Origin of the sequence: Seleniivibrio woodruffii (assembly GCF_029267515.1) — a bacterium.
Classification (GTDB): Bacteria; Chrysiogenota; Deferribacteres; order Deferribacterales; family Geovibrionaceae; genus Seleniivibrio; species Seleniivibrio woodruffii_A.
In genome coordinates this window covers 119603-145427 of the sequence record NZ_JAJUIS010000004.1, presented here as the reverse complement: position 1 = coordinate 145427, position 25825 = coordinate 119603, and the positions used below count along the sequence as shown (strand labels likewise).

Annotated in this window: 16 protein-coding genes; 11 read left to right on the top strand and 5 right to left on the bottom strand. The window is 48.0% G+C overall.

Features of this window, described 5'->3' with window-relative positions:
- Nucleotides 1-16: 16 nt before the first annotated feature.
- Both Q7P67_RS05940 and Q7P67_RS05935 read left to right on the top strand, forming a co-directional pair.
- On the top strand, nucleotides 17-2308 hold the full coding sequence (locus tag Q7P67_RS05940; RefSeq protein WP_303851009.1) for a methyl-accepting chemotaxis protein: 2292 nt from the start codon (nucleotides 17-19) through the stop codon (nucleotides 2306-2308).
- 72 nt (nucleotides 2309-2380) lie between these two features.
- Nucleotides 2381-3283 (top strand): tyrosine recombinase XerC, encoded by a 903-nt coding sequence (locus Q7P67_RS05935; protein WP_303851008.1) that lies wholly within the window; start codon nucleotides 2381-2383, stop codon nucleotides 3281-3283.
- 251 nt (nucleotides 3284-3534) lie between these two features.
- On the opposite strand, the gene Q7P67_RS05930 is transcribed toward Q7P67_RS05935, so the two are convergent.
- Entirely contained in the window at nucleotides 3535-4497 is a 963-nt protein-coding gene (locus Q7P67_RS05930; RefSeq protein WP_303851007.1) for a sensor histidine kinase, read from the bottom strand.
- A 233-nt stretch (nucleotides 4498-4730) separates the two neighbouring features.
- Between Q7P67_RS05930 and Q7P67_RS05925 the strand changes: the two genes are divergently transcribed.
- Complete coding sequence (locus tag Q7P67_RS05925; RefSeq protein WP_303851006.1) at nucleotides 4731-5084, top strand: helix-turn-helix domain-containing protein; 354 nt, start codon at nucleotides 4731-4733, stop codon at nucleotides 5082-5084.
- Nucleotides 5085-5097: 13 nt separating this feature from the next.
- Here Q7P67_RS05925 and Q7P67_RS05920 read toward each other — a convergent pair whose 3' ends face one another.
- A complete protein-coding gene (locus tag Q7P67_RS05920; RefSeq protein WP_303851005.1) occupies nucleotides 5098-5724 on the bottom strand; it encodes a carbonic anhydrase in 627 nt (208 codons plus the stop codon).
- Nucleotides 5725-5777: 53 nt separating this feature from the next.
- Nucleotides 5778-7352, bottom strand: a complete 1575-nt coding sequence (gene pckA, locus Q7P67_RS05915) for a phosphoenolpyruvate carboxykinase (ATP) (RefSeq protein ID WP_369696007.1) — start codon at nucleotides 7350-7352, stop codon at nucleotides 5778-5780.
- Between the two features lie 329 nt (nucleotides 7353-7681).
- On the opposite strand from pckA, the gene Q7P67_RS05910 reads away from it, so the two are divergent.
- The 7 genes from Q7P67_RS05910 (at nucleotide 7682) to Q7P67_RS05880 (ending at nucleotide 20396) form a co-directional block, all read left to right on the top strand.
- Nucleotides 7682-7978 carry an HNH endonuclease gene (locus tag Q7P67_RS05910; RefSeq protein WP_303851003.1) on the top strand — a complete coding sequence of 99 codons (297 nt, stop codon included), beginning with the start codon at nucleotides 7682-7684 and terminating at the stop codon, nucleotides 7976-7978.
- A gap of 1 nt (nucleotide 7979) precedes the next feature.
- Entirely contained in the window at nucleotides 7980-10607 is a 2628-nt protein-coding gene (gene alaS, locus Q7P67_RS05905) for an alanine--tRNA ligase (RefSeq protein ID WP_303851002.1), read from the top strand.
- Entirely contained in the window at nucleotides 10600-11163 is a 564-nt protein-coding gene (locus tag Q7P67_RS05900) for a CoA pyrophosphatase (protein ID WP_303851000.1), read from the top strand. Before alaS ends, Q7P67_RS05900 begins: the two co-directional genes overlap by 8 nt.
- Nucleotides 11164-11224: 61 nt before the next feature.
- Entirely contained in the window at nucleotides 11225-11692 is a 468-nt protein-coding gene (locus Q7P67_RS05895; RefSeq protein WP_303850999.1) for a chemotaxis protein CheX, read from the top strand.
- Nucleotides 11693-11755: 63 nt separating this feature from the next.
- Nucleotides 11756-16456, top strand: a complete 4701-nt coding sequence (locus Q7P67_RS05890) for an NAD-glutamate dehydrogenase domain-containing protein (RefSeq protein WP_303850998.1) — start codon at nucleotides 11756-11758, stop codon at nucleotides 16454-16456.
- A gap of 62 nt (nucleotides 16457-16518) precedes the next feature.
- Nucleotides 16519-17757, top strand: a complete 1239-nt coding sequence (locus tag Q7P67_RS05885; RefSeq protein WP_303850996.1) for a pitrilysin family protein — start codon at nucleotides 16519-16521, stop codon at nucleotides 17755-17757.
- Nucleotides 17758-17759: 2 nt separating this feature from the next.
- Nucleotides 17760-20396 (top strand): tetratricopeptide repeat protein, encoded by a 2637-nt coding sequence (locus tag Q7P67_RS05880; RefSeq protein WP_303850995.1) that lies wholly within the window; start codon nucleotides 17760-17762, stop codon nucleotides 20394-20396.
- 367 nt (nucleotides 20397-20763) lie between these two features.
- Here the strand turns inward: Q7P67_RS05880 and Q7P67_RS05875 are convergent, their stop codons facing one another.
- A complete protein-coding gene (locus Q7P67_RS05875; protein ID WP_303850994.1) occupies nucleotides 20764-21150 on the bottom strand; it encodes a class II SORL domain-containing protein in 387 nt (128 codons plus the stop codon).
- 119 nt (nucleotides 21151-21269) lie between these two features.
- The gene (gene metH / locus Q7P67_RS05870; protein WP_303850993.1) at nucleotides 21270-24626 is read right to left on the bottom strand and encodes a methionine synthase; all 3357 of its coding nucleotides are present in this window, start codon (nucleotides 24624-24626) and stop codon (nucleotides 21270-21272) included.
- A gap of 153 nt (nucleotides 24627-24779) precedes the next feature.
- On the opposite strand from metH, the gene Q7P67_RS05865 reads away from it, so the two are divergent.
- Nucleotides 24780-25796 carry a sulfotransferase gene (locus Q7P67_RS05865; protein WP_303850992.1) on the top strand — a complete coding sequence of 339 codons (1017 nt, stop codon included), beginning with the start codon at nucleotides 24780-24782 and terminating at the stop codon, nucleotides 25794-25796.
- Nucleotides 25797-25825: the final 29 nt, after the last annotated feature.

Here is a 25825-nt window from a genome sequence, read left to right as displayed (position 1 = left end):
AATTTTGAGGTGAAGTATGCACTTTATTAAACTAAGTATCAAGCAGTATGTTTCCATCGGGGTGTACATAGGGATACTGCTTATTACTATCATACTGTCCGGGTATGACTATCTTTCTCTTCGTACAGCTATGATAAAAGATGCTGCGAATGACATGCAGTCCATGTCGGATATCATTAACGACAGGCTCAAAGAGAAACTGGATGATATATCGCTCACTGTCAAATCTATAGCCGAAGATCAGGAAACGGCTGCCATGCTTGCGGCGGGCGACCGTGATGGTCTGGTAAACAAATATCAGAAATATTTCAACTCTGTGAAGGATGCCGGTGTGGTTCAGTTTCAGTTTCACACTCCCCCGGCAACAAGTTTTCTCCGTCTTCACAAAGTTGAAAAGTTCGGCGACGACCTTTCCGCTTTCAGGGGCACCGTTATTCAGGCTAACAGCACGCTTAAACCCGTTATAGGTCTTGAGGTCGGCAAGGGCGGTCCCGGTCTGCGTTCGGTTTTTCCTGTTATGTCTCAGGGACAGCACGTCGGTTCCGTTGAGTTCGGCGGTTCCATTGACTCTCTTGTTGACTACATGAGCAAATCTTTTGGCGTAACCTATGCAGTCGGTATCAGAGAGGACGTGATAGCAAAATCCGAAGGGATGGAGCGTCAGGCTTCCGACATAGATAAAGAAGGCATCAGATATTATAAGAATAATCTTGAGCACCCTGAAAATTTCATCAACTCATATGCCGGAAACGGAATAGTGAAACTCGAAGGGCACAGCATATATATGTATATCTTCCCGCTTAAAGACTACAAAGGTGAGGAGATGGGTAATATCCTGTTTTTCAAGGATATGACCCCGCAGCTTAAAAGCGCTTTCATAGCCGCAGTTAAGAAATTTATCATAGGCTTTGTGCTCGCATCAATTTTTGCGGTGATATTGTACTATACTCTTCAGTATTATCTCAAACTTATCGACAAGATAGGTAACATTGCCGATGCTGTTACGACAGGCAACGGCGACCTTTCCAAACGCCTTCCCGTTAAGAAAGAGGGCAACGAGCTTGAAACAGTATCGTTTAAGATGAATAACTTTCTCGGTACGCTTGATAAAAACCTTACTAAGACAATACACACTTTGGGCGATCTGCTTTCCGGTATAATGCCCATCTACTATGCTCTGGTGGACGTGCGCAAAGCCGCAAACCAGAACGTTGACCTCTCCGCAACAGTAGCAGCCGCGGGCGAGGAAATGAGTGTTACAGTTGAGGAGATTTCACGCAACACAGCAGACGTTGCCGAGAAGGGGGAAAAAACCCTTGTGATGGCACAGGAAGGCTCCGCCATAGTTCAGGAAGCTACGGAAAAAGCCGAACATGTTAAAGAGGTTGTTGCGTCACTTGCAACGGACATCAACTCCCTTACGGAAAACGCAAGCACCATCGGTTCTGTCGTTAACGTTATCAACGATATATCCGAACAGACAAACATGCTTGCGCTGAACGCTGCAATTGAAGCCGCAAGAGCGGGTGAGGCGGGCAGAGGCTTTGCCGTGGTTGCAGACGAGGTTCGAAAGCTGGCTGAAAAGACTCTGGCATCTACCAACGAGATAGAAAAAATTGTAAAAGTAATTCAGGAGAACGTTAAAAAAGCCAACGGGAATGCGAAACTGGTTGAAGAGAACATCATTGAGCAGGTTCACGCCACAGAGAAGGCTAACGAACGGTTTAATGAGATACTTCATTCCGTTATGGATCTGAACGCTCTTCTTCTGAACACATCAACTGCTTCCGAAGAGCAGGCAAGCGCCACTGCGGATGTTGCCGGAAATATTGAGAAGGTTGCGGAATCTTCTAAAGAATCCAGAGACAGGGTTGAAAACCTTATGGACGAGATAGACGGTCTTATGGATTCGCTGAGCAATATCGAAAAAGACCTGATACAGTATGAACTTTCATGCAAGTCTCTGCTGTTTGTTAAGGCGAAGATGGCACACGTCAAATATCTTAAAAACGTGTACAACGCTTTTATGAAAGGCGTGCCGCCTACCAACCTTAAAGACCACACAAGCTGCGATTTCGGCAAAATGTATTATGCCAAATCCTCGCAGGATGTCTTCGGCAGTGACCCCGATTACAAAGCTATTGAGAAGCCGCACTCCGAGGTGCATAAACTCTCTCACCAGATAGCCGACCTTCTGCAGAAGGGCGAGCGCGAAAAAGCACAGAATGTCCTTTATGAAATGCGCAAGAACGTTGAGCATCTCATCGGTCTTCTGGACAGAATGTTTGAAAAGGCTAAGTGCCTGTAAGTATATATACGGCGCACCGCACGGTGCGCCTTTTTTACTTTATAAACCGTCAAAAGATACGATTTTATTCTTATGAACATCGACGAAGCGGCAGCCGCATATCTTGACTTTATGCTTAACGAAAAGGGAGCTTCCCGCCATACCCTTGTCAATTACTCAAAAGACCTCGCAGACCTCTGCTCATACCTTGAGGAATCAGGTATAAACACCGTTGAAGATACGGATTTCTTTATGCTGCGCGGATTTGTCGCCATGCTCTATGAAAAGGGCTTCTCAAAATCCACTGTTGAACGGAAAATAGCATGTCTGAAGTCATTCTTTAACTATCTGCAGAAAAAGAATAAATCAGAAGATAACCCCGCCAGGATGCTGAAATTTCCTAAGAAAGAGAAGAAAGCGTTCGAAGTGTTCAACATCGACAGCATCATGACACTGCTGGAACTACCCAAAAAAGATGAGCCTTTCGGTTTGCGGGATGCCCTCCTGCTTGAGATGATGTACGGTACAGGAGTGCGCGTCAGCGAGCTTGTGGGGCTGGGTATAAACGACATAGATTTCGGTGGACTGCGCATACGTGTTAAAGGGAAGGGCAAGAAAGAACGCATTGTGCCCATTGCCGATATGCACGTTGAGATGATAAAGACTTATCTGGACAGACGGGCGGATGATTGCGGCGGATATGTCAAGGACGGAGAAGCACTGTTTATCAATAAACTGGGGACACGTCTCACCGACAGGTCGGTCAGGCGCATCGTTGAGAAGTATCTTCTGATTGCCGGACTCCCGCTGGATTATTCACCCCACTCGTTCCGACACACCTACGCAACCCATCTTCTCGAAGGCGGAGCTGACCTGCGAACCATCCAGACCCTTCTGGGGCATGAGTCACTGTCCACTACGCAGAAATACACCCACCTTAACCTCTCAGAACTCCTCAAGGTGTACGACAAGACCCACCCCAAAGCCCGTAAATAAATGATTGCTGCTGATATGCTTCGTTCTGCTGTGTCAGCTTCCGTTCGCTCGCAACACGTACTTCTGTGTACGCTTTTGCTCGTCTCACGTAATCTTCCTTTCATAACTCGCATCTGAGCAGCAATCTTCTCTGCTGATATGCTTCGTTCTGAGGCGTCTCCATTTTCCGTCTTTGCGAGCGAAGCGAAGCAATCTGCACCGCGTAGAATTTCCGGTGCAACACGTTAATGACGTAGGCGCAGATCACAGCGTCATTCCACCCGACTGAGAGCGCCGTCCTGCCCTATCTCAAGCAGGATAGTGAATTCAACTCCCTGTGGGCAGTTTTTGAACTTCAACTGTCCGTTGAAGCAGTTTGTTGTGACCATTTTTGCAGTATAAAGTCCGAGCCCCGTTCCGTGGCTGTTGTCCTTTGTTGTGAAATACGGCATAAATATCTTATCTTTTATCTTTTCGTCAATTGATTCCCCGTTGTTTCTGATGCAGATTGAAACAAGACCGGAGCTGACTGCGACGTTCACTTCAATCAATCCTTCAGATATAAGATGTTTTTTTAATGCGTCGTATACAGCTTCTTTCGCGTTGTCTAAAATATTTGAGAATACTAAATTAAATTTAACTATATCAATTGTTTTGCACGTCAGAGATTCGACGGATGCCGGATATTTGTCAAAATTATCATATTCTTCAGTTTTACCGCAGCATGTAAAATTGAATTTGATCTTGATATCGTTGAAAGCGAGTTCTGGTTGGTACAGTTTAAGCAGGTCAAATATATGATATATAAGGTTTTTTCTGATCTCATTTCCGACATTGTTGTATGACGATATAAAACTGTCTATGATTGAAGACATGTTCTGTATTGTGTTCATTGCGACTTTGCCGAATTCGCTGATGTCTTCGTCCTGAAGCCTGTTTAGCTCGTGCAGTTCACAGAGATCCTGCACAGAGAGAGCGAGCACGTTCAGCGGCTGCCTCCAGTGGTGGGAAATAGAGGTGAGTAGCCTGTGCATATCGTTTTCACGCTCCTGCAAAAATCGGCAGCGTTCTGTTTTTGAAATGTCATAGCTGAGTTCCGCGGGATTTATGTAATCAGTTTTTTCGCCAGCCGGCAGAATCTTTACAACCTCACCTTCGTTCTGTGCTGTAAATTTGTTCAGTTCATGTATGGAAGAGGACGGAATTTTAACTAATAAGTAACGTAAATCAGACATATATCACCTTAAAACTGTACAATGCCCCTGAAAATCTGATATCATAATTGCGTCTGACCCATGCAATGGATAGTGCTGGGTTGTGTATTTTTATCAGTGTGTTAGAAGATTTCAAGTGCGGCATTCAGAACACAGTCTGTATACAACATTATATTATATAGTCAAGATTCGTCAATAGTATAATGTAAGTATATTCTATTCATTTGTGTTGATACTTAGAATATTGTCTAGTTATGTGCAAAAAAAATAATCATTTAGTTGAGATAGGTCAGCGCATTAAAGACGCCAGAAAAGCCAGAGGGTGGTCACAGGAGACTCTTGCGGAGCATGTCAACATCCATGCGACGTATATGTCACAGATTGAAACAGGCAAAGTTAACATGACCATCAATATTTTGAAGTCAATTTCAGAATGTCTGAACATTTCAATGCGTGACCTTGTTTCGGATACCCCGGAAGAGGAAGAGCTTCCAAAGCTGTTGAGGGATGTGAAAGCAGGTTATTTCAGAACCGACGATGAAGAACGCGGTTCATACATGAAAGCCGTGCGCGGCATAATCCACGCCTTCACATCAAGGGGTAAATGATCCCGCACAGCCTTTAGTCAGTGATAAGCTCAAATTCCTGAGTATCTTTGTTATAGTTATACACTTCTCCGGTATCTATCACATAATACCAGCCGTATATATTCAGTTTTCCGTCCTTGTATCTTTCGGCAATAAGCGGGTAGGAAAGGATATTTTTCATCTGTTCGACAATGTTAACCTGTTCGGTTATCCATTCCCTTTCTTCTTCCGTTGCATCGGGATAGTTCTCTTCCACCTGTTCGCGTACATTTCCCGCCTGTTCAAGCCAGTGTTCAACGTTCGGTATGTCGCTGAAATATTTGCGGTCTTTAAAGAGCGCGTTGCAGCCTCCGCAGTTTGAGTGTCCGCAGATAACGATGTTTTCGACACCAAGTGTTATAACAGCAAACTCAATTGCTGCGGTCGTTGCGGCATATTCTTTGGAGATGCGGTATTTGGGCACTATGTTTGCGATGTTGCGGACGACGAAAAGCTCTCCGGGCATTGCTTTTGTGATAAGTTCCGGGACAACCCGCGAATCGGAACACCCTATGAACAGGGTATGTGGCTGCTGCCCGTGTCCGAGTTTCTGGAAAAATTCTTTATGTTTTTCGAAGCTGCGCTCGCGGAAGCGCACTGCTCCTTTGAAAAGCTGATCCATGCGGTCTCCTGAAAAAAAGGGTCTGCACCGTCGGTACAGACCCTTGTAAGTTATCAGATAACGGGGCCGCCCGCAATAATTTCTGCGGAGGTGACCGCCTCGTACTTTTTGAAGTTTTCTTTGAAGCCGCTTGCGAGGCTTTTAAGTTTCTCCATGTATTCGTCCTTGTCTTTCCAGCTTTCGATGGGATGAAGAACGTCGGCGGGGATATCGCCCAGAGTTTTGGGGATTCCGAAACCGAATACCGGATCAGCCGTAAATTCTGAGTTATTAATTTCACCGGAGAGTATCGCTTTGATAATCTTGCGGGTGTATTTGATCTCAAATCTTTTGCCGACTCCGTAGGGTCCGCCTGTGAGACCTGTGTTTACAAGGTAGCAGCTTGCACCGTGTTTAACAATCTTGTCTCCGAGCAGTTTTGCATAAACGGAGGGGTGCCATACCATGAAAGGCTCGCCGAAACATGTGGAGAACACTGCTTTCGGCTCTGTAACACCTTTTTCAGTGCCTGCAACTCTGGCTGTGTAGCCGGAGATGAAGTGGTACATTGCCTGAGGAACTGTCAGTTTGGAAACAGGGGGAAGAACGCCGAAAGCGTCGTAAGTAAGGAAGATAACCACATTGGGGTGCCCGCCTTTGCCTGCCTCAACAATGTTAGGCAGAGAATTGATGGGATAAGACGCTCTTGTGTTCTCTGTGAATTTCTGGTCGTCAAGGTCGATTTTTCTCTTGTCGTCCATTACCACGTTTTCAAGGATTGTGCCGAATTTCTGTGTACATGCGTAGATGTCGGGTTCCTGAACGGGTGAAAGGTTGATAACTTTTGCATAGCATCCGCCTTCAATGTTGAAAACACCCTCATCGCTCCAGCCGTGCTCATCGTCACCGATGAGGTATCTGTCGGGATCTGTTGAAAGGGTTGTCTTGCCTGTGCCGGAAAGACCGAAGAACAGAGCAGTGTCACCTTCGTGTCCGATGTTTGCGGAGCAGTGCATGGACATGATGTTCTTTTTGGGCAGAACATAGTTCATAACTGTGAATATGGATTTTTTTATCTCGCCTGCATAGCTTGTTCCGCCGATGATAACGAGTTTCTTTTTAAAGTTGAGCATGATAAATGCTTCGCTGTTTGTGCTGTCCTCTTCGGGATTGGCGTGGAATCCGGGACATCCGATAACTGTGAAATCCGCAGCGAAATCCGCGAGTTTGCTTTCATCGTTTTCTGTGATGAACATGTTGCGCGCAAAAAGGTTCTGCCATGCCGAGTCGCTGATAACGCGTACTTTCAGTCTGGAGTGTTCCTCGGCGCCGGCATAACATTCCTGAACGTAAAGCTGTTTGTTCTGGAGATATGCTTTAAGTTTTCCGTAAAGTTTCTCGAATTTTTCTTCGGAGATGGCGACGTTTCCCTTGCCCCAGTTGACGTCGGCTTTGGTTGTGTCCTCCTCAACGATGAACTTGTCGTTGGGCGAGCGTCCAGTGCATCTGCCTGTAAGGCAAACCACAGCGCCTTTATCGGCGATTTTTCCTTCGCCGTTTTTAACGATTTCTTCATACAGTTCAGCGGCTGTGAGGTTCTTTTTGACTACACCGAGATTGGTGAAGCCATAGCCTTCAAGTCCGCACATCTGAGCTTTACTCACATTGTCCTCCTGATGGGATGAAAATAGTATGGGGTTTTGCAAACGCGACATTCTACACGATTGCAAAGCGGTGTTCAAGTTATATTTAACAATTTTCTGAATGGAGTTTTTTGCGTCAAAGTATTTTATTATAAATAGTTTATGTTCTAAATGACCTTATTTGCTTTTTCAATATCAATATTTAAATAATCTGAGAATTGTAATAAGAGAATAATTTACGGTGAAAATTGTCCGAAATTAGTTTTTATTCTGTTTTTTGATTTTTTCATCAATTCTTGCATTTCGCATAACACATCTATATAATCCCTGCTGAAATGGAAATGTTCTTTATTCCTGCCGACGACAGGCACATAAAAAAAGAGAAAGAAAAGGCAAGGGAACTGCGCCATACCCAGTGGTGGAAAAACAAGCTGGCAGAGGGCGTATGTTATTACTGCGGCGAAAAATTTCCGCCCGCAGAGCTTACGATGGATCACATTGTGCCCATAGCCCGCGGCGGGATGTCCACAAAGGGCAACGTTGTGCCCGCATGTAAAGAATGTAACAATAAAAAAAAATATCTATTGCCCATAGAGTGGGAAGAGTATCTGAATACTCTCAAACGGAGCTGATATGACAGGTCACGAGATACGAAAAAAGTTTCTGGAATATTTTAAGAAGCATGGACACGTTGTTGTCGGTTCATCGTCCCTTGTTCCTGCGGACGATCCTACGCTTCTTTTTACAAACGCGGGTATGAACCAGTTCAAAGACACCTTCCTCGGACGCGAAACCAGAAGCTATTCCAGAGCCGCCACATGCCAGAAGGTTGTGCGCGCGGGCGGAAAACACAACGACCTTGAAAACGTGGGCGTAACCTCACGTCACCATACATTTTTTGAAATGCTCGGCAACTTTTCCTTCGGTGATTACTTCAAAGAGGACGCTATAAAATTCGGCTGGGAGTTCCTTACAAAAGAGATGGGGCTGCCCGCGGACAAAATGTTCGTATCCGTTTACAATGACGACGACGAGGCTTTCGCCATCTGGCGTGACGTTATCGGTCTGGACGAAAAAGACATCGAACGCCGCGGCGAGAAGGACAACTTCTGGTCAATGGGCGACACCGGACCATGCGGTCCCTGTTCGGAGATACATATCGATCAGGGCGAAGGCACAGGCTGCGGAAGACCCGAATGTGACCGCAACTGCGACTGCGACAGACACCTTGAACTGTGGAACCTCGTTTTCATGCAGTTTGACCGTTCCGCCGACGGTACTCTGACACCCCTTCCCAAACCCAGCATTGACACAGGAATGGGGCTTGAGCGTGTGACATCGGTTGTTCAGAAGGTGACAAGCAACTATGAAACCGACCTTTTCAAACCCATCCTTGAGTTCATTGCTGAGCTTGCAGGACATAAATACGGCACCGACGCTAAAAAAGATATATCCGTCAGAGTTATAGCCGACCACAGCCGTTCCACGACGTTCCTTGTAGGCGACGGCGTGCTTCCGGCGAACGACGGACGCGGCTACGTTCTGCGCCGCATCATGCGCCGCGCAATGCGCCACGGCAAAATGCTCGGCTTCGAAGGTCTTTTCTTCCACAAGGTATGCGAGTTCGTGGTGGACTTTATGAAAGGTCACTACATCGAGCTTGCAGACAAAAAGCCATTCATCTCCAAGGTTGTTACTAACGAGGAGCAGTCTTTCAGCAGAACTCTGGGCACCGGACTTAAAATAATAGATGAACTTCTGGAAAAGCATAAACAATATAAAGTTATAAGCGGAGAAGACATTTTTCGCCTGTATGATACGTACGGATTTCCTGTGGATCTGCTCACGGATATTGCCGAGGATGCCGGTTACGGACTTGATACCGTCGGTTTTGAGCAGGAGATGCAGGCACAGCAGGAACGCGCCAAGAAATCCTGGGCGGGCAGCGGAGAAAACAGGGTGGCTGATATCTATATCCAGCTTGCCAGCCGTCTGCATACGGAGTTTACAGGCTATGACAGCCTGAAAGAGTCCACCACCGTTCTTGCGATAATAAAAGACGGCGCGGAAACAAACAGAACTGACGGCGAGTGCGATATAGTGCTTGCGAGATCCCCGTTCTACGCGGAGGGCGGCGGTCAGGCTGGCGACTGCGGATACATCAAGACCGACACGGCAGTGTTTCGGGTAACAAAAACCTCAAAATACGGTGAGGGCATGATAGCCATGCACGGCACGGCTGAACTGGGCGCTATCATCAAAGGTGAAAACGTTACGGCAGAAGTTGAAAAAGCAGCCAGAAAAGCTACAGAAAAGAACCATACTGCAACGCACCTTCTCCATAAGGCACTGCAGGAGGTTCTGGGTGACCACGTGCGTCAGGCGGGTTCAATGGTCACACCGGACAGACTGCGTTTCGACTTTAACCACTATGCGCCTGTTTCCCATGACGAAATTGAGCGTATTGAAGAGAAAGTGAATGCTGTTATTCAGGAAAATGATGAAGTATCAAAAACATACATGAGCAGGGACGAAGCTGTCCAGGCGGGGGCAATGGCTCTTTTCGGCGAGAAATACGGCGAAAGGGTACGCGTTGTCCGTGTTGAGGATTTCAGTATGGAGCTTTGCGGCGGATGTCACGTCAACAGAACGGGAGACATCGGATTCTTTAAAATTGTCAGCGAGGCTTCCGTGGCTTCCGGCGTGCGCAGGATAGAAGCTGTTACCGGTATGAATGCCCTTGCATATGCACAGAAGACCGACAGCGTTGTTAAAGAGGCTGCAAAACTGCTTAAAGCGGCTCCAGATAACGTCCTTTCCAGAATGGAAGAGACCATGGACGCGCTGAAAGAACGCGAACGCGATCTTAAAAAGCTGGGTGACAAAATAGCTTCCGCACAGTCGGAGGAACTGCTTGACAACGTAGTTGATGTTAAAGGCGTTAAATTGCTTGCCGTAACCCTTCAAAACGCTGACACGGACGCTCTGCGTAAGTTTGTGGACACAGCGCGCGACAGGATGAAGAGCGGTGTTGTTGTGGCAGGTTCCGTTAACGACGGCAAGGTTATGTTTGCTTGCGGCGTTACTAAAGATACAATGGACAGGGTTAAAGCGGGCGACGTTGTCCGCGAAGTTGCGAAGATTGCCGAAGGCTCCGGCGGCGGGCGACCCGACATGGCTATGGCGGGCGGAAAGAACCCCGCGAAGCTGGGCGAGGCTATAGCCGCTGTGCCTGCTGTCTTGGAAAAGCTGATTGGCTGACGTTTGCAATATTTCGGAAATTCAAAAGCGAGTATCATTATATAAACGCAGAACTCTGGCGGCGACACCCCGTGTTGCCGCTGTTCTGCTCCTTCTTGTGCCGCACGGCACGCAGCACAATGTAATTCTGACCAAAAGGGTTCGCAGTCTCGACCATCACGGAGGCGAGGTTTCTTTTCCCGGTGGGAGCGTAGACAGGGGCGAAAGTCTCTGCGGCGGTGCACTGCGTGAAACATGCGAAGAGATAGGCATCTGCGGAGATTCCGTGAAGCTGCTGGGGGCTCTTGACGACGAGATGTCCCGCTGGGGGCACAGGGTAACCCCTTTTGTCGGTTTAGGGTGCTGTACTGATTTTAAACTCCAGCAGGCGGAAGTTGACCGCATATACAATGTTCCGCTGAAACATTTCGTTTCCAGAGAAACTTATTGGACAGAGAAATGGTTTCGCGGTCAGCAGTCGCGGACGGTTCATTTTTTCAGATTGCAGAACGATATTGTCTGGGGACTTACGGCGCTTATCCTCAATAAATTTGTGCACCTGCTGTCCGAAGAATAATGTTGGCAAAGAGAGTGATTCGGTCTATTATGTGAAATATAGCGGAACACGGGAGGAGAATGTGAAAGCTGAATACATTAACCCTTTTATAGCCTGTACCATCAATGTCTTCGAGACCATGACGGGGCTTAGACCTGTCAAGGGTGATCTATACATCAAATCTGACGAAAACCTGCATTACGACGTGTCCGCGGTCATAGGCATAGTCGGCGACGTGGTTGGCTACGTTTCTGTGAGTATGCCGGAAGCCCTTGCAACAAAGGTCGCCTCTATCTTCCTTATGGAGGAGAAAGAGGATGTCGATACGGACGTGGGCGACGCCATAGGCGAGCTTATCAACATGATAGCCGGCAGCACAAAGAAAATGTTCACGGACAAGGGGCATAAATTCAGCATATCCGTCCCAAACGTTGTTGTTGGCAAAGGACACACAATTCAGCGACCAGCACACATCATCTGTGTCGGCGTCAAATTCAAACTGGAGAATACCACTTTTGTCATTGAGATAGCGCTTAAAGACAAAAACTGATATTCTGTCGTATCCAAATTATTTCATTATCAGGGTTGACTGCGCAGAAAACAGGAGGAATCCATGATCAATCCGTCTTTATTTAACTGCGTAACCAGAACAGATTTCGGTCAGAACCGCCTTTCCATGCTTAAAAAAAGGCACGAGGACATCTTTTCAAAGTATAAAAACGACAACCCGCTCTTTTTCAGTTTTGCCGGACTGATGATGAACCATATGCCGGCTAACTTTCTCAGCTTCCTTTCCGACGAGGATCTGGACGGATTTTTTTCATATGCCTTTAAGCTGTTCGACGGACGGAAAAAGAAGAAGATATCCGTTACGGCGGAGGATATAGACTCAAAACCGTTTTTCGTCGGCAATTTCAGCCTCGTTTCCATTGTCACCGACGACAGACCCTTCCTTTACGACAGTGTATGGTCTTATTTTCAGGAGACGGGTACGAAAGAACTTTTCATACTCCACCCCATTTTCAGCACGGAAAGGGACAAACAGGGAAATCTCACGAAAGTTTCCGAGACTGCAATCGGCTCGCGGAACGAATCGTTTTTCCTTATTTTTCTTGAACACACCGAGGCTTCGGAGCTTAAAACCATAACTAAGGCGCTCACTTCTGTTTACGAAAGCGTAATTGCCGCAGTGGACGATTTCCACCGCATAACCGAGCTGATGCACAACCTCGCCTCTGAGCTTCGCGAAAGCGAGCCGGAGGTATCAAGGTTTGTGCACTGGCTTCTGCAGGACAATTTCATCTGGCAGGGCGCCGGAATAATTAACATAAACACTGAGGATGCAAGCTGTACCCGTTCGGATATCGGCATATGCAGGTTCACTGATGGCGACACTGATGCGCAGCATCTTATCTCCGTTATCGAAGGCGGCAAGCTGAACTACGTTGACGGACACCCCGTTGTCGTGGACATCTCCCTTGAAAGGTCGCAGGTGAAGACCCGCGGATTTCTGAACAGGCTGATGTTTGTTAGCAGACACGGAAAATTCATCCGCGTTGTGGAGGTCTTCGGTCAGTTCACCTATAAAGGGCGTAAATGCCCGCCTCACGAGATACCTATCGTAAGAGAGAAGATAAAGGATACACTCGACCATTTCAATTTTGTTCACGGTTCCCATGATTATAAATGGGTTCGATCCCTCATCGATGATTTCCCCAAGATAGAACTTTTCAATTTCAGCACTAAGCTGATGATAGAGACCCTTGAGCTTATACTTACCATGCAGGGGTCTGAGCAGATACGTATCTGCTACCGCGATTTCAGACCGCTGAACAACCTGTTCTTTTTTATCGCGCTTCCGTTTGATAAATATTCCACGGAACTGGTTGGGGATCTGAAAGAATTTCTGGCAGAGTTCTTCGATGCGGAACTCCTTGACACGAGCATTCGGGAGGACGAGCATAAACGCTATTACCTTCATTTCCACCTGTTCCTGAGAGACACTGAAACGCTGGTGAAAACTGACGACAACCTCCTGAAAAACAGGATACTCTCCATGCTGCGCACATGGGATGCCAACCTATACGACCTGCTTCACGACAGGCTGGATTCATCCGACATAGACAGGGTATACACGAAATACGTCCACGCACTAAGCGAGGTCTACCGTACGAGAAACAGCCCTGAGGCGGGCTTTGCCGACGTTATGGCTCTGGAACGTCTTGAGGGTGTGAAGGCACGGATATACGCAGAGAGCGGACGTGCGGTGTTGAAGATTTACGCTGCGTCAAGATTTCTGCTTACCCAGCTTATGCCTGTTCTGGATAACATCGGGCTTAAAGTTTACGAAGAGGACACCTTCCGTCTTGCTCTTCAAGGGGGCGAAAGATACATTAACGCGGTTTATCTTGCCGATATCGAGCATCCGGAAGAGTTTTGCGACATGTACAAGGAAAACCTGCCGCAGCTTATGGTGCATGTTTTAAGCGGAACAGCGGAGAATGACAGGCTGAACGGGCTTGCAGTAACGGCAACGCTTAAATACCGCCAGATAGCGGTTCTGCGTGCTCTGCGCAATTTCGTGCGTCAGATAGACACAGGCTTCACCCTCATGACCCTTACAAACGCGTTCGTGAACAATCCTGATATAGCCGGGCTTATTGTCAGGCTGTTTGAGGAGAAGTTTGATCCGTCCCTTAAAAAGACGGACGCAGCAGGTATCACAGAACAGATAATATCATTGATAGATAAAGTCGTTTCCGCGGCGGAGGATAAGGCTCTGCGCTATTTCGTTCAGGTAATATGCGGCATGGTTCGCACTAACTATTACTGTGTGCCGGAGCGTTCCTACATCTCGTTCAAGGTGAAAAGCCGCGAACTTGACATTATCCCCGAACCCCGACCACTGTTTGAGATATTCGTTCATTCCGCACAGATGGACGGCATACATCTCCGTGGCGGAAAGGTGGCAAGGGGCGGACTGCGCTATTCCGACCGACCGGACGACTACCGAACGGAGATTCTTGGGCTGGTGAAGACCCAGATGGTGAAAAATGCGGTGATAGTTCCCGTAGGCTCAAAGGGCGGATTCATCGTTAAAAACTCGCCCAGAGATAAAAACAACGTAATTGCTCAATATAAGAACTACATACGGGCACTGCTGGACGTTACCGACAACATCAGAAACGGTAAGGTCGTTCACCCCGACAACGTGAAAATATATGATGAAAAAGACCCGTATCTCGTTGTTGCCGCAGATAAAGGTACTGCGGCGTTCAGCGATATCGCAAACTCTGTTTCCCTTGAGCGCGGTTTCTGGCTTGGCGACGCATTCGCATCCGGAGGCAGCGCGGGTTACGACCATAAAAAGGTGGGCATCACAGCCAAGGGCGCGTGGGAATGCGTTAAACGCCATTTCCGCGAGACCGGAAAGGATATCCAGAAAGAGGAGTTCACCGTTTTCGGCATAGGCGATATGGGCGGCGACGTTTTCGGCAACGGTATGCTGCTGTCAAAGAAGATACTTTTACAGGCAGCGTTCAACCATATGCACATCTTCCTCGACCCGTCCCCGGATGCTGAAAAAACCTTCGCCGAACGCAAAAGACTGTTCACGCTGGGCGCATCCGGTTCATGGACAGACTATGACAAAAGTCTGATATCAGAGGGCGGGGGCATTTTCGAGCGTTCCGCCAAAAAAATAGACCTTTCAGCTACTGTGCGGGCGATGCTTGATACCGACAGACAGCACGTTTCCGGCGAAGAGCTTGTGGGGCTTATCCTGCGTATGCGGGCAGAGCTGATGTGGAACGGAGGCATAGGCACCTATGTCCGCGCATCCACGGAAACCAACTCACAGGTTGGCGACCCTGCGAACGATTCCGTGCGGATAACTGCGCATGAGCTTCGAGCGGCTGTGGTGGGCGAGGGAGGAAACCTCGGATTTACCCAGAGGGCGCGCATTGAGTATGCAAACGGAGGCGGGCGCATAAACACCGACGCGCTGGACAACTCCGCAGGCGTGGATATGTCCGACCACGAGGTAAACCTCAAGATAATGTTCTCAAAGCTGATGAAAGACGGCGACATGAAAGACGGCACCGAGCGCAACGCGTACATCAGAAAGCTCACAGCACAGGTGGAGGCGCTGGTTCTGCGTGACAACTACTTGCAGTCAGGCTGTATCAGCATGGCGCAGAGGGGCTATGAAACAGGCTCGGTTATATACAGGGAGTTTGCGAAACACCTGCGGGACATTAAACTTCTGGATTTCAACATTGAAAAGATCGAATTTGCCGACACCGACAGAGCGCCGGCAAGACCGGAACTGTGTGTTCTGCTCGCCTATTCGAAGATTTTCCTTTACGGGGAGATAGAACAGGGACTGGATGTTGAAAACGAACTGGTCAGGCGTGAATATATGAGCTATTACCCGAAAGATATGCAGGAGAAATACGGCGAAAAACTGTATTCCCATATCCTGCGGAGGGAGATAGCGGCGACAGTGATTGTAAACAGACTCATAAACCGCACGGGTCCCGTGTTCTTTTATGAGCTGTATAAAAACAACAACATAGATTTCGTGAGGCTTGTGAACGCCTATATGCTGGCGGAGGACGCTCTTGAGCTGAAATCCATCCGTCTTGAGCTTGAGGCTCTGGACGGGAAGGCGCAGTGCGGTTCCATCTATGCCGCCATGGAAGAACTGGAAAAGACCATGAAGGTGGCGACTGTGTGGATAACCGACGGGGCGAGAGCACAAAAAGTTAAGGAAAACAGAGAAACCTTCTGCGAGATCGTAAGGCTCATCCCCAGATATCTTTCAGAAGGACTGAAAGTCAACCATGATGCCATGTGTGCGGAGCTTGCGGGCGGAGGAATCCCGGCGGCGCTTGCGAAAAGGGTTGCTGCTGTGCGCTATGCAAAGGCGGCGTTCGACATCTTCGATATACACTCCAGAACCGGCAGACAAGTTAAGGATATACTTACTGCATATTACGAAGCGGATTCAGTTTTTTCAATTACGGAACTGACAAGCGGGATAAAATCAGTTAAGATACGAACCGAATGGGAGCGGGTGAATATGGAGAGCCTTGTCAGCCGCATAAAGCAGATACAGAAAATGACCGCGGTGTTCTTCTGTGAAAAGGGCAGGGCGCACCTCAACGGGCTGAAGGCTTCAGAAAGGACGTTTTTTGAGAACTATAACGCGTTTCTGGTGTCTGTGAGAAGCAGGGACATCGACAGCCTTGTGCCTTACAACGTCGTTGCGGATATGTTCTCTCGCCTTGCGGAGAAATTCGGAGAAAACTGATGGTAAATAAAAAACTGATTTGTACGATTATAATTTTTATACTCTGTTTCGGAGGTTATGCTTTGGCGAATGAAACAGCAAAGCTGGACAACAATGTTACGCTTATTTACAAATATATTCCGGGGGTAAAGGTCGTTTCAGTCCAGACATGGATGAAGACTGGCTCTGTCAACGAAACGCCCGCTGAGAGCGGAATTTCACACTTTCTTGAGCATATGGTGTTCAAAGGCACGAAGAAATATAAGCCCGGAGAGATAGACACTGTCGTGGAAGGCAAGGGCGGAGTTATGAACGCCGCCACCAGCAAGGATTACACCTTCTATTATATAAATATCCCGTCATACAATGCTGAGGTCGCGTTCGACACCATAAGCGAAATGGTGTTCCGTGCCTCGTTCATCCCCGACGAGATTGAGAAGGAAAAACCCGTCGTCGTTCAGGAGATTAAGATGGGCAAAGACCGTCCCACGTCCGGTATGTGGGAGGAGTTCTCAAAGGTAATGTTTAAGGACACACCATACGAACGGGAGATAATCGGTACGGAAGAGACAGTAAACTCCTTCACGCACGATATGCTTGCGGACTATTACAACAGATACTACCACCCGGACAATATGACGCTGGTGGTTGTGGGCGATATTCCGTATGACGAAGTGCTCGGTCTGGCGAAAAAGTATTACAGCGACAAACGAAGCGTCAAGGCGGGCGAACGTTACAGCAAGGACGGCGTGACCAAAATAGATAAGCCTGTGGAACTGTCTGTTAAAAAAGATATAAATCAGGAATACGGCATACTGGCATATCCCGCGGTCGGCATATCGCAGATAGACATCTTTGCTATGGAAGTTCTGGGCGAGATACTTTCCGGCGGCGAGTTCTCGGTGCTTAACCAGAAGTTCAGGTATGACAAAGACCTCGTAAACAGCATAAACGGCGGATATTACGGACTTAAACACAGAGGCACCTTCCTTTTCACATATAACAGCCAGATAGGCAGGGGCGAAGACATCAAAGCGGAGATTCTGAAAACCGTAAAGGATATCGATCAGTACCTAACCGATGAAAATATCGAGAAAGCAAAAAACAGGCTGATAAGCCAGAACCTGTTCCAGCGTGAGAAAACGTCAAGCGAAGCGAATGATATCGGTTATTCATACACCGTGGAACAGCCTTCATATTATGATAATTTTGTTGAAAATATTAAGAAAACAGATAAGCTAAGTATAAAGAATGCCATAAAAACTATTTTCAAGTCGGACTACGTTTGGGTCAAAACAATGCCCGACGGAAAAAGTGAGTAATCATGAATACTTCCGACCTTATCCCCGTTAAAAGGGGCGGACTGCCGGAGACGTTGCGCGAGGCGCTGGAAACCGGTCTGTCTGACAGCTATCGTATATTCAACCTGTACGGACACAAAGGAACAGGGAAAACCTCCTTCGCTGATTTTCTGAGGAACGACCTCAGTTCTGAAAATTATCTTGTTATGTATATGGACGCCCAGAAATGCTGTGCCTGCTATCCAGAGCAGGGACTTCTCGAACTGAGAGACTGCGTTTCCGGCGAAACTGCTGACTTTTTCGCAGTTTTCGACATATCCGTCCTTGTCCGCAGCGAAAAGATAAACGGTAAGCTGAAAACCGAGGCGGAATGTTTCTTCCGGTATAATTCACCGCTGATGTCCGGAGTTTTTGAGAAGGCTCCGTCTAAATACACCTTCACCCGCAGCATGTACGACGAGGTGGGCAAGTGCTTCTCCGAGGAGTGGTTCAACACTGAGGTGCGCCCCAAGGTCATGAGCATGTTCAAAGAGGCGAACCATATCAACTGGCAGATATGTGCGGACAGCTTCGCGTCGTGTCTTAAAAAGATAAAAACGGCTGCCGGGCTTGAGCCTGTGCTGATCATTGACAACGCGGAGAACCTTTACGAAGCATACGACAGCGGCATGAGCTGGGTTACGAAACTTGCGGAAAAGGCGGAATGCGGCACTGTCATCTATATTTCGGAAGAGCTGCTCCCGCAGGAAAAATTCGGATACGTTTCCCATGAGATTCAGTCGGACGTTTTTACCCGTCTTGAATCTGATGAGTTTTGTAAAAAGAACGGACTGGAACGAGAGTCCATGTGCGAGCTGATTTTTGAAAATACTGACGGGCATCCCGCACTCACGGCTTTCAGCCTTGAAACCTATAAACTCATAAGAACGGGCGAAGGACACGAACCGGGACCTGAAATTTTTGAAAGCAACCCACAGAGCATCGTTCATATGAACCTCAGCAGTCTTAAAACCGACGAATCGGTTATGGCTAAACTTTTAAGCTGCTGCCGCGTGTTCGACGAGGGACTGTTCAAGGCGGTTGCCTCTGAGTTTACTGAGTACTCCGACACCTACGAGCTGTTCAGCAATTTTGTTACGCGCAGCTTTGCAAACGATATGGGCGGCGGTTTCTACTGTATCCACCCGCTCTATGCAATGCACAGCCAAGCGGTTCTGGATTCCGATCTGCTTGAAAACGTAAACTATTCGGTATACCGCTACCACATAGGCGCGGCTGAGAGTAATTGCGACTACAAGGATCTGACATACCACATAAAAGAAGCTATTTTTCACGCCATGCACGTCATGGAGATAGACGGTTTTGTGGAGTGGTTCTCGTCCCTTGAGAAAAAATTCTACACAGTTGAGTTTTTCAACTTCTGGCTGGATATGCTGGAAAAGGCGAAAGAGCATATCGCCGGCATCCTTGGGGATACGCACCCTCAGATTTCCGTGTATTTCGATAAGCTCGCCTTTATGTACCTGAAATCCGGCAGACAGGTTTCGGCGGAAAAAGTGCTTCAGGACAGGCTGCACGCGGCAGAGGAGAAATCAGGTAAAAACTCAGCCGACGCAGTGCCTTATATGAATAAACTTGCTAACTTCTACATAGATACCGGTGACTATAACGCCGCCGAAGCCATTATGAAGAAGGGGCTTGAGATACGGGAGAAATTTCACGGCAAAAAAAGTGCGGATTATGCGGACAGCGTGCTGAAACTCGGAAAACTCTATCACGTTGCAGGGGACAGGGAAAGCGCTCTGAAAAACCTCAGCGAGGCGGAGGAGATATACGACAAAACGCTTGATGTTAAAGACGCGGCGCGCCTTGAAGCGGACGAGGTCATGGCGTCAATATACAGCGCGGCAGGGCAGATAGCAAAAGCAGCGCTTATCTATCATAAACTTACAACCGTTAAGAACGAAAAGATGGGTGCAATGAGCAAAGAGGCTGTCAAAAGCCTCGGCGACTACGCACAGATAGTTTTCAAAAACGGGAACGGTCGTAAAGCTGTGAAACTTTACGAAGACCTCATCAGCAAAACAAAGAAAATATACGGCGAAAACAGCCGCATGACAGCAGCCGCTGCGAACGACCTTGCCGTTGCCTACCAGAAGGTTAAAGAGTTTGAAAAATCAGAGACCATGCACACGGAGGCTCTGAACATCAAACATAACATATACGGAACAAACCACCCCAGCACCGCAGTTTCATACACTAACTTCGGACAGCTTAAATATGCTATGGGCGATCTGAAAAACGCGGAGCCCTACTATTTCAAGGCACTCCAGATATACGAGAAAGTGTTCGGTTCCAAACACGAAAAGACCGCCGTAGGGCTTAATAATATGGGATTTATCACATCCCGTATGGGACAGTTCGAGCGTGCGCAGGAGTATTATGAAAAGGCTCTTGAGATCAAAAAAGAGATAGGCGGTGAAAGGAGCATTTCCGCTGCCGCGGCAATGAACAATCTCGGCGAACTTCTTTACAGAATAGGAAAAAGGGACGACGCGAAAGAGTTTCTTTCAAGCGCATATGATATCTACAGAGAAATAATGGGCGATGAGCATGAGTATACTAAGCTGGTTGCGAAGAACCTCGCCGCCGTCAGCTGATATTGCCGCTTATATGAGTCGCATTACTGCGTCAGTTTTCCCTCGGAACCGCTCACATACTTTATATGTATGCTCGCAGCCCTCTCGGGTAGCCTTCCTTGTACTGCTCGGTTCGGAGCATTTCACGTGAAGAATGACGTCTTTGCGAGGAAACCACAGGTTGACGAAGCAATCTAAACCACATAGAATTATCAGTACAATATATTAATGCCTAAGGGAGCAGATCGCTTAGGCGCTGCGTTTCTTGCGAAGACATAAAAACGTCTCTGCGAACCCCGCAGGGGTGGAGCAGTCCCGTTCGTGATTTTAATCAACAAAAAAACCCGCTCATCTGAGCGGGTTTTCTTATGTGTTTTTTAAGCAGTTATCAGAACTTAACGTCTGTTTCGCTTTCCCAGAGACCGTGTATATTGCAGTATGATGTTGCAATAAGTTTGCCGGGCTGGGTAAGTTTCAGCTTGAATGTTGAGCAGGGGTCAGCGTGTGCAGGTCCCTGATTTGCGCCCGCAACAGCTTCGCCGTGCGCCATGTATTCGAATCTCGCAACGTTGATAAGGTTGCCGGATTCGGGTTTGAAGTAAACTGAAATCCAGTTGATAAAGTGCTCTGTTGTGTTGGGGTGGGCTATCTCTTTACCCACGGAAACCTCAACTGTGAATGCTTCGCCTGAAACGATTTTTTCGGGCAGTACAATAACAGGAACGTGCTTTTCTGATTTGTAATCTGCTGATTTAACAAGTTCTCCGATAGCCATTTCGTCCTCCTGATTTGCTTTTGTTCATGTGATGATCTATGTATACCACAAGTTTTACGTTAAATCAAACTAATTTTGTCTGATTCTGAATGTTTTCTGCTAAAAATTATCTGTAACCCCTAAACAGTGAAATACTCCGCAGAGGCGTTATGAACAATTATAGCACATGTTGAGTATTCCGGTACCATTTCATAATTTTCTGTAAGTTTTACGTCAATTTCCTGAAAACCTAAAAAGCTGTCCAGTTGGGCGTTCTGTGCGAGTTCGGGACATGCCGGATAGCCGAAGCTGTATCTGCGTCCCTGATAGTTCAGACTTATCACCCCGTGGGCGGATTTTGCGTCTTTGCCGTCAATGCTGAGCTGCGCGCGTATCTGTTTGTGGAAATATTCCGCCAGCGCCTCGGTCAATTCCGTGAAGAATCCGTGGTACTGGTAATACTCCTTGTATTCGTGTGCGTCGAAAAGCTGTTTGCAGAGTTTTTCCGCCTTTTGCCCCACCGTCACCAGATGGAAGGCGACCACGTCTTTCCTGCCGGATGAAACGGGCAGGAAATAGTCGGCGAGACATGCGCCGTTTTCGATGCTCTGGCGCGGAAACTCGAACACAGAGAGAATTTCGTCCGTATCATCTTTATAAACAATGAGCTTTTCGCCGTCGCTATTGCAGTTATAGAACCCGTATCGGGCGGAAAGCTCAACCAGATTTTCAGATTTGACCCTTGCGACTGTCTTGTCATATTCAGGGTAAACGGTCTCTTTCAGCAGTGTCGAATATTCGTCTTCCGACATATTCTTCCGGCTGTAGCCCCATCTGTGGTTAAACAGCGCCAGCTTGTTCATATATTCAAGCACTGCGTCGAGGTCGATGTTTTTAACGGTTTCAGCGCCTTTGAAAGGAGCCAGCGGAATATTGTCGGCGACTTCCGGTCTGCGTATCTTAACGACCTTTGGTTTTGCTTCTTTCATGGGCTTTTCAGGTGCTTTTCCGTCGCTTTCGCCGCCGTCCAGCACTTTGAGCGCATCGAAGGCATCGCGGCAGTAGTGCACCATGCCGGGCATGATGGGCTTGCAGTCCTGCTCAACGAATTTCTCCGTGAGCGCCGCGCCGCCCAGCAGAACCTTTGTGCCGACGTTCTGGCGCATCAGCTCCTCTATGTTTTCCCGCATGATGTTGGTGGATTTAACGAGCAGACCGCTCATACCGATTGCGTCAGCTTTAACCTCTATTGCCTTCTTAATCATTTCTTCAACGGGTACCTTGATGCCGAGGTTGTGAACGGTAAATCCGTTATTTGACAGTATGATATCCACAAGATTCTTGCCTATGTCGTGCACGTCGCCTTTAACTGTGGCAAGCACTACCGTGCCGCGTGACTGAGCGTCGCTGCGTTCCATATAGGGTTCGAGCAGGTTGACGGCAGCCTTCATGACCTCTGCGGACTGTAGAACGAACGGCAGGAGCATCTTTCCAGCGCCGAAAAGCTCGCCCACCTCTTTCATGGCGGGAAGCATTATGTTGTTGATTATCTCTATGGGTGCGATGGTCTGCCGCAGTTCGGTCAGAACGGGTTCCAGACCAGCCTTTTTTCCTCTCATGATGTGCTGTTTAAGTGTCTCGTCCGCAGGGAGGTTCTGTTTCTCCTCCTGTTTTTCAACACCCTCTTTGGACGCGAAATATTCAATGAACGCATTAAGCGCGCCCTCTTCTCCGTTAAGGAGGGCTTTGCAGTGTTTCACATCCTCCGCGTCTATCATGGATTCGGGTATGACCTTTGACGCGTGGACAATAGCCATGTCCAGCCCGGCGGCGACCGCTTCGTGGAGGAATACGGAGTTTAAGAGCGGACGGCTTGCCGCTGACAGTCCGAACGAGATGTTCGAAAGTCCGAGAACTGTCTTCGCGCCTTTAAGCTCAGTTTTTATCCGGCGGATGGCGTTAAGCGTTTCGATAGCGGCGGTGGTCAGTGTTGCGTCTCCGCTTCCTATAGAGAAGGTCAGCGGGTCGAAGATAAGGTCTTCGGGTTTCAGTCCGTACTGCTCCGTATAGACCTTGTAAATCCTTTCAGCTATGGCAAATTTTGTATCAGCGGTCATTGCCATTCCTGTTTCGTCGATGGTGAGCGCTATGACAGCAGACGGATGCTGTTTAACTATTTTCAGGATGCGGTGGAGTTTTTCGCCTCCGTCCTCAAAGTTTATAGAGTTTATAACGGGTTTGCCCGCATAGTGTTTCAGTGCAGTTTCGACAACGTCCGGTTCTGTGGAGTCCACAACCACTGGCGCTGTGAGTGTCTTGTTGAGCAGCAGCATGAACTGCCGCATGTCCTCTTTTTCGTTCCTTCCGGCGTATGCAACACAGATATCGGTGAAGTGCGCGCCTGTGTCCTCCTGTTCCTTTGCGACGAATAGCATTCCTTCAAGGTCTTCTTTCAGAAGCAGTTCGCGGAAAGCCTTGCTGCCGTTGGCGTTTGCCCGTTCGCCTATGAGTGCGGGAGCGGGGGACTGCACAATGGACGTTGCGAAGTAAAGACTTGCACACTCGCCGTTGTATTCACCTGCTATGGGGGCTTTCGGTTTGTTGCGGTCTGCAACGGGGCGCAGTGCGCGTATGTGGTCTGGAGTTGTTCCGCAGCATCCGCCGAGGACTGAAACGGGGAATTCCTTTATAAGACCTTCCATTATCTCTGCCATGCGTTCGGGAGTCATGGAATAGACCATCTGTCCGCCCTTATTTTCCGGCAGTCCGGCATTGGGCAGACATGAGATGCGTCCGGCGAAGTTGTTTGAAAGAGTAGCTACAGGGTGATGCATCAGGTCGGGACCTGTGGCACAGTTAAGACCGAGTGAGAACACCGGATAATCGCGTATCACGGTCGCAACCGCCGTAAGATCGCTTCCCATCAGCATTGTTCCGTTCTGCTCAACGGTGACGGACACCATTACAGGTGCCTCGGAACCGTTCGCCTCTTTTGTTTCAATAACAGCGTTGAGCGCCGCTTTTATTTGCAGAAGATCCTGACAGGTCTCTATTATGAACAGATCCACGCCGCCTTCAAAAAGCGCCTGAGCCTGTTTTCTGTACATGTTGAAGAGTTCGTCGTATGTTATCTGTCCGAGGCTGGGCAGTCTTGTTCCTGGACCGATGGAACCCGCAACGAATTTTCCGTATTTATCCGCCGCCTGTCTGGCAATCTGTGCGCCTTTCAGGTTCAGCTCATATGTCATGTCCTCAAGTCCGTACTCGGACATAACGAGTTCCGTGCCGCCGAACGTATTTGTTTCGATAACGTCTGCGCCCGCCTCAAGGTACTGCTCGTGTATCTCGCGGATGATGTGAGGCGCGGCGACGTTCAGCCATTCGCTGCATCCCTGTTTCCCCTGCCACACTTCGTCCGTTATTTCATATTTCTGTATTGAGGTGCCCATTGCACCGTCGAATAATATTATTCTGTTTTTTGCGTATTCACTGAACATCCGATTCTCCTGTATGCCTATAGGTTTTATCCGAAAGCCGCTCCTGTGTAAAGGGCTGTGTGTTGTTTTTTTGTGCGTCCTCCAATAAAATATTGATATTGAAACCCCGAAAGGGTAAGATTTTGAACCGAAAAATGAAAAAAAGGGATTAAAATGCAGGAAAAAAAGATACCCAACCCCAGAACAATAACAATGACAACATCAATGGAAGTGCCTATTACGAGAGGCACGGTTGAATACATAGCAGGAATTAACCCCGAAGAAACGTGGGCAACGGTTCTCGGCGAGGAGATAGACGAGGACGGTCAGAAAGCTATCGGCAGAAAGCATCTTGAGATGATACGCGAGGTGGAACAGACCGACGAATATAAGGCGAGGCTCACCGATTTTATGCAGGAGACCGTGAAACTGTTTCAGGCTATCACAAAAGGCGACAAGGACACCATGCGCCCCTATGTCGGCGGAAAAAAGTTCAACTTTGTCATAGGTATGCCCAGAACCGGCGGCACAACTGTCTATAACGCTCTCTCCTCCGCATACGGCTGGCCGTGGGAAAAGCTGCTCTTCTCCATGACACACAACTCCATGCCCAACGCTGTTTTTGTTCAGCCCAATCCCTATTCAGAGTTTGATATGGGCTGGAGACTGCCGTGGAATTTCAATAACGTGCTTTTCGAGCTTTGCCAGTTTCTCGTATATGCAAGCCGCGAAGCTACCGACAGCAAACATATCTTCCTTAAAAGCACTCCCCTGTCATTCGGCATAAAGCTGCTGAACTTCCTGTTCGCCGATCAGGCGCAGTACATCGTCACAGTACGCCATCCCGGAGCCATCGCCCTTACGAAAAACACCGGCGAAGAGGTAACGAGAGAGGATCACCTTGAGGTTATGTCTATGTGGGCGAATCTCTATTCGTCCATCGTGCGCGAGTGCAGACCCCTCGGCAACATCGTAATGGTGGAGTACGGTCCGAAAATGACCGAGTTTATAAACAACACGTTTGAAAAGAGAAAATACGGTTCAAGGGTCGAAGAGACGACTTATTTTGAGTACGACGAATATGATAAGGATTTCTATAACAGTGATACCGTTCAGCGGGCTTTCGACTATGTGAGAAACTCGTGGAAACTGTTCGGAATGGATTTCCCCATTCCTGATAAGTGCATATAAGATAAAATACGAGATCGCCGCGTCGCATA

What these genes read in the sequence shown, in the direction of transcription:
- Q7P67_RS05940 (WP_303851009.1), top strand. Translation starts at nt 17, where the DNA reads ATGCACTTTATTAAACTAAGTATCAAGCAGTATGTTTCCATCGGGGTG.
- Q7P67_RS05935 (WP_303851008.1), top strand. Translation starts at nt 2,381, where the DNA reads ATGAACATCGACGAAGCGGCAGCCGCATATCTTGACTTTATGCTTAAC.
- Q7P67_RS05930 (WP_303851007.1), bottom strand. Translation starts at nt 4,497, where the DNA reads ATGTCTGATTTACGTTACTTATTAGTTAAAATTCCGTCCTCTTCCATA.
- Q7P67_RS05925 (WP_303851006.1), top strand. Translation starts at nt 4,731, where the DNA reads ATGTGCAAAAAAAATAATCATTTAGTTGAGATAGGTCAGCGCATTAAA.
- Q7P67_RS05920 (WP_303851005.1), bottom strand. Translation starts at nt 5,724, where the DNA reads ATGGATCAGCTTTTCAAAGGAGCAGTGCGCTTCCGCGAGCGCAGCTTC.
- pckA (WP_369696007.1), bottom strand. Translation starts at nt 7,352, where the DNA reads ATGTGCGGACTTGAAGGCTATGGCTTCACCAATCTCGGTGTAGTCAAA.
- Q7P67_RS05910 (WP_303851003.1), top strand. Translation starts at nt 7,682, where the DNA reads ATGGAAATGTTCTTTATTCCTGCCGACGACAGGCACATAAAAAAAGAG.
- alaS (WP_303851002.1), top strand. Translation starts at nt 7,980, where the DNA reads ATGACAGGTCACGAGATACGAAAAAAGTTTCTGGAATATTTTAAGAAG.
- Q7P67_RS05890 (WP_303850998.1), top strand. Translation starts at nt 11,756, where the DNA reads ATGATCAATCCGTCTTTATTTAACTGCGTAACCAGAACAGATTTCGGT.
- Q7P67_RS05880 (WP_303850995.1), top strand. Translation starts at nt 17,760, where the DNA reads ATGAATACTTCCGACCTTATCCCCGTTAAAAGGGGCGGACTGCCGGAG.
- Q7P67_RS05875 (WP_303850994.1), bottom strand. Translation starts at nt 21,150, where the DNA reads ATGGCTATCGGAGAACTTGTTAAATCAGCAGATTACAAATCAGAAAAG.
- metH (WP_303850993.1), bottom strand. Translation starts at nt 24,626, where the DNA reads ATGTTCAGTGAATACGCAAAAAACAGAATAATATTATTCGACGGTGCA.
- Q7P67_RS05865 (WP_303850992.1), top strand. Translation starts at nt 24,780, where the DNA reads ATGCAGGAAAAAAAGATACCCAACCCCAGAACAATAACAATGACAACA.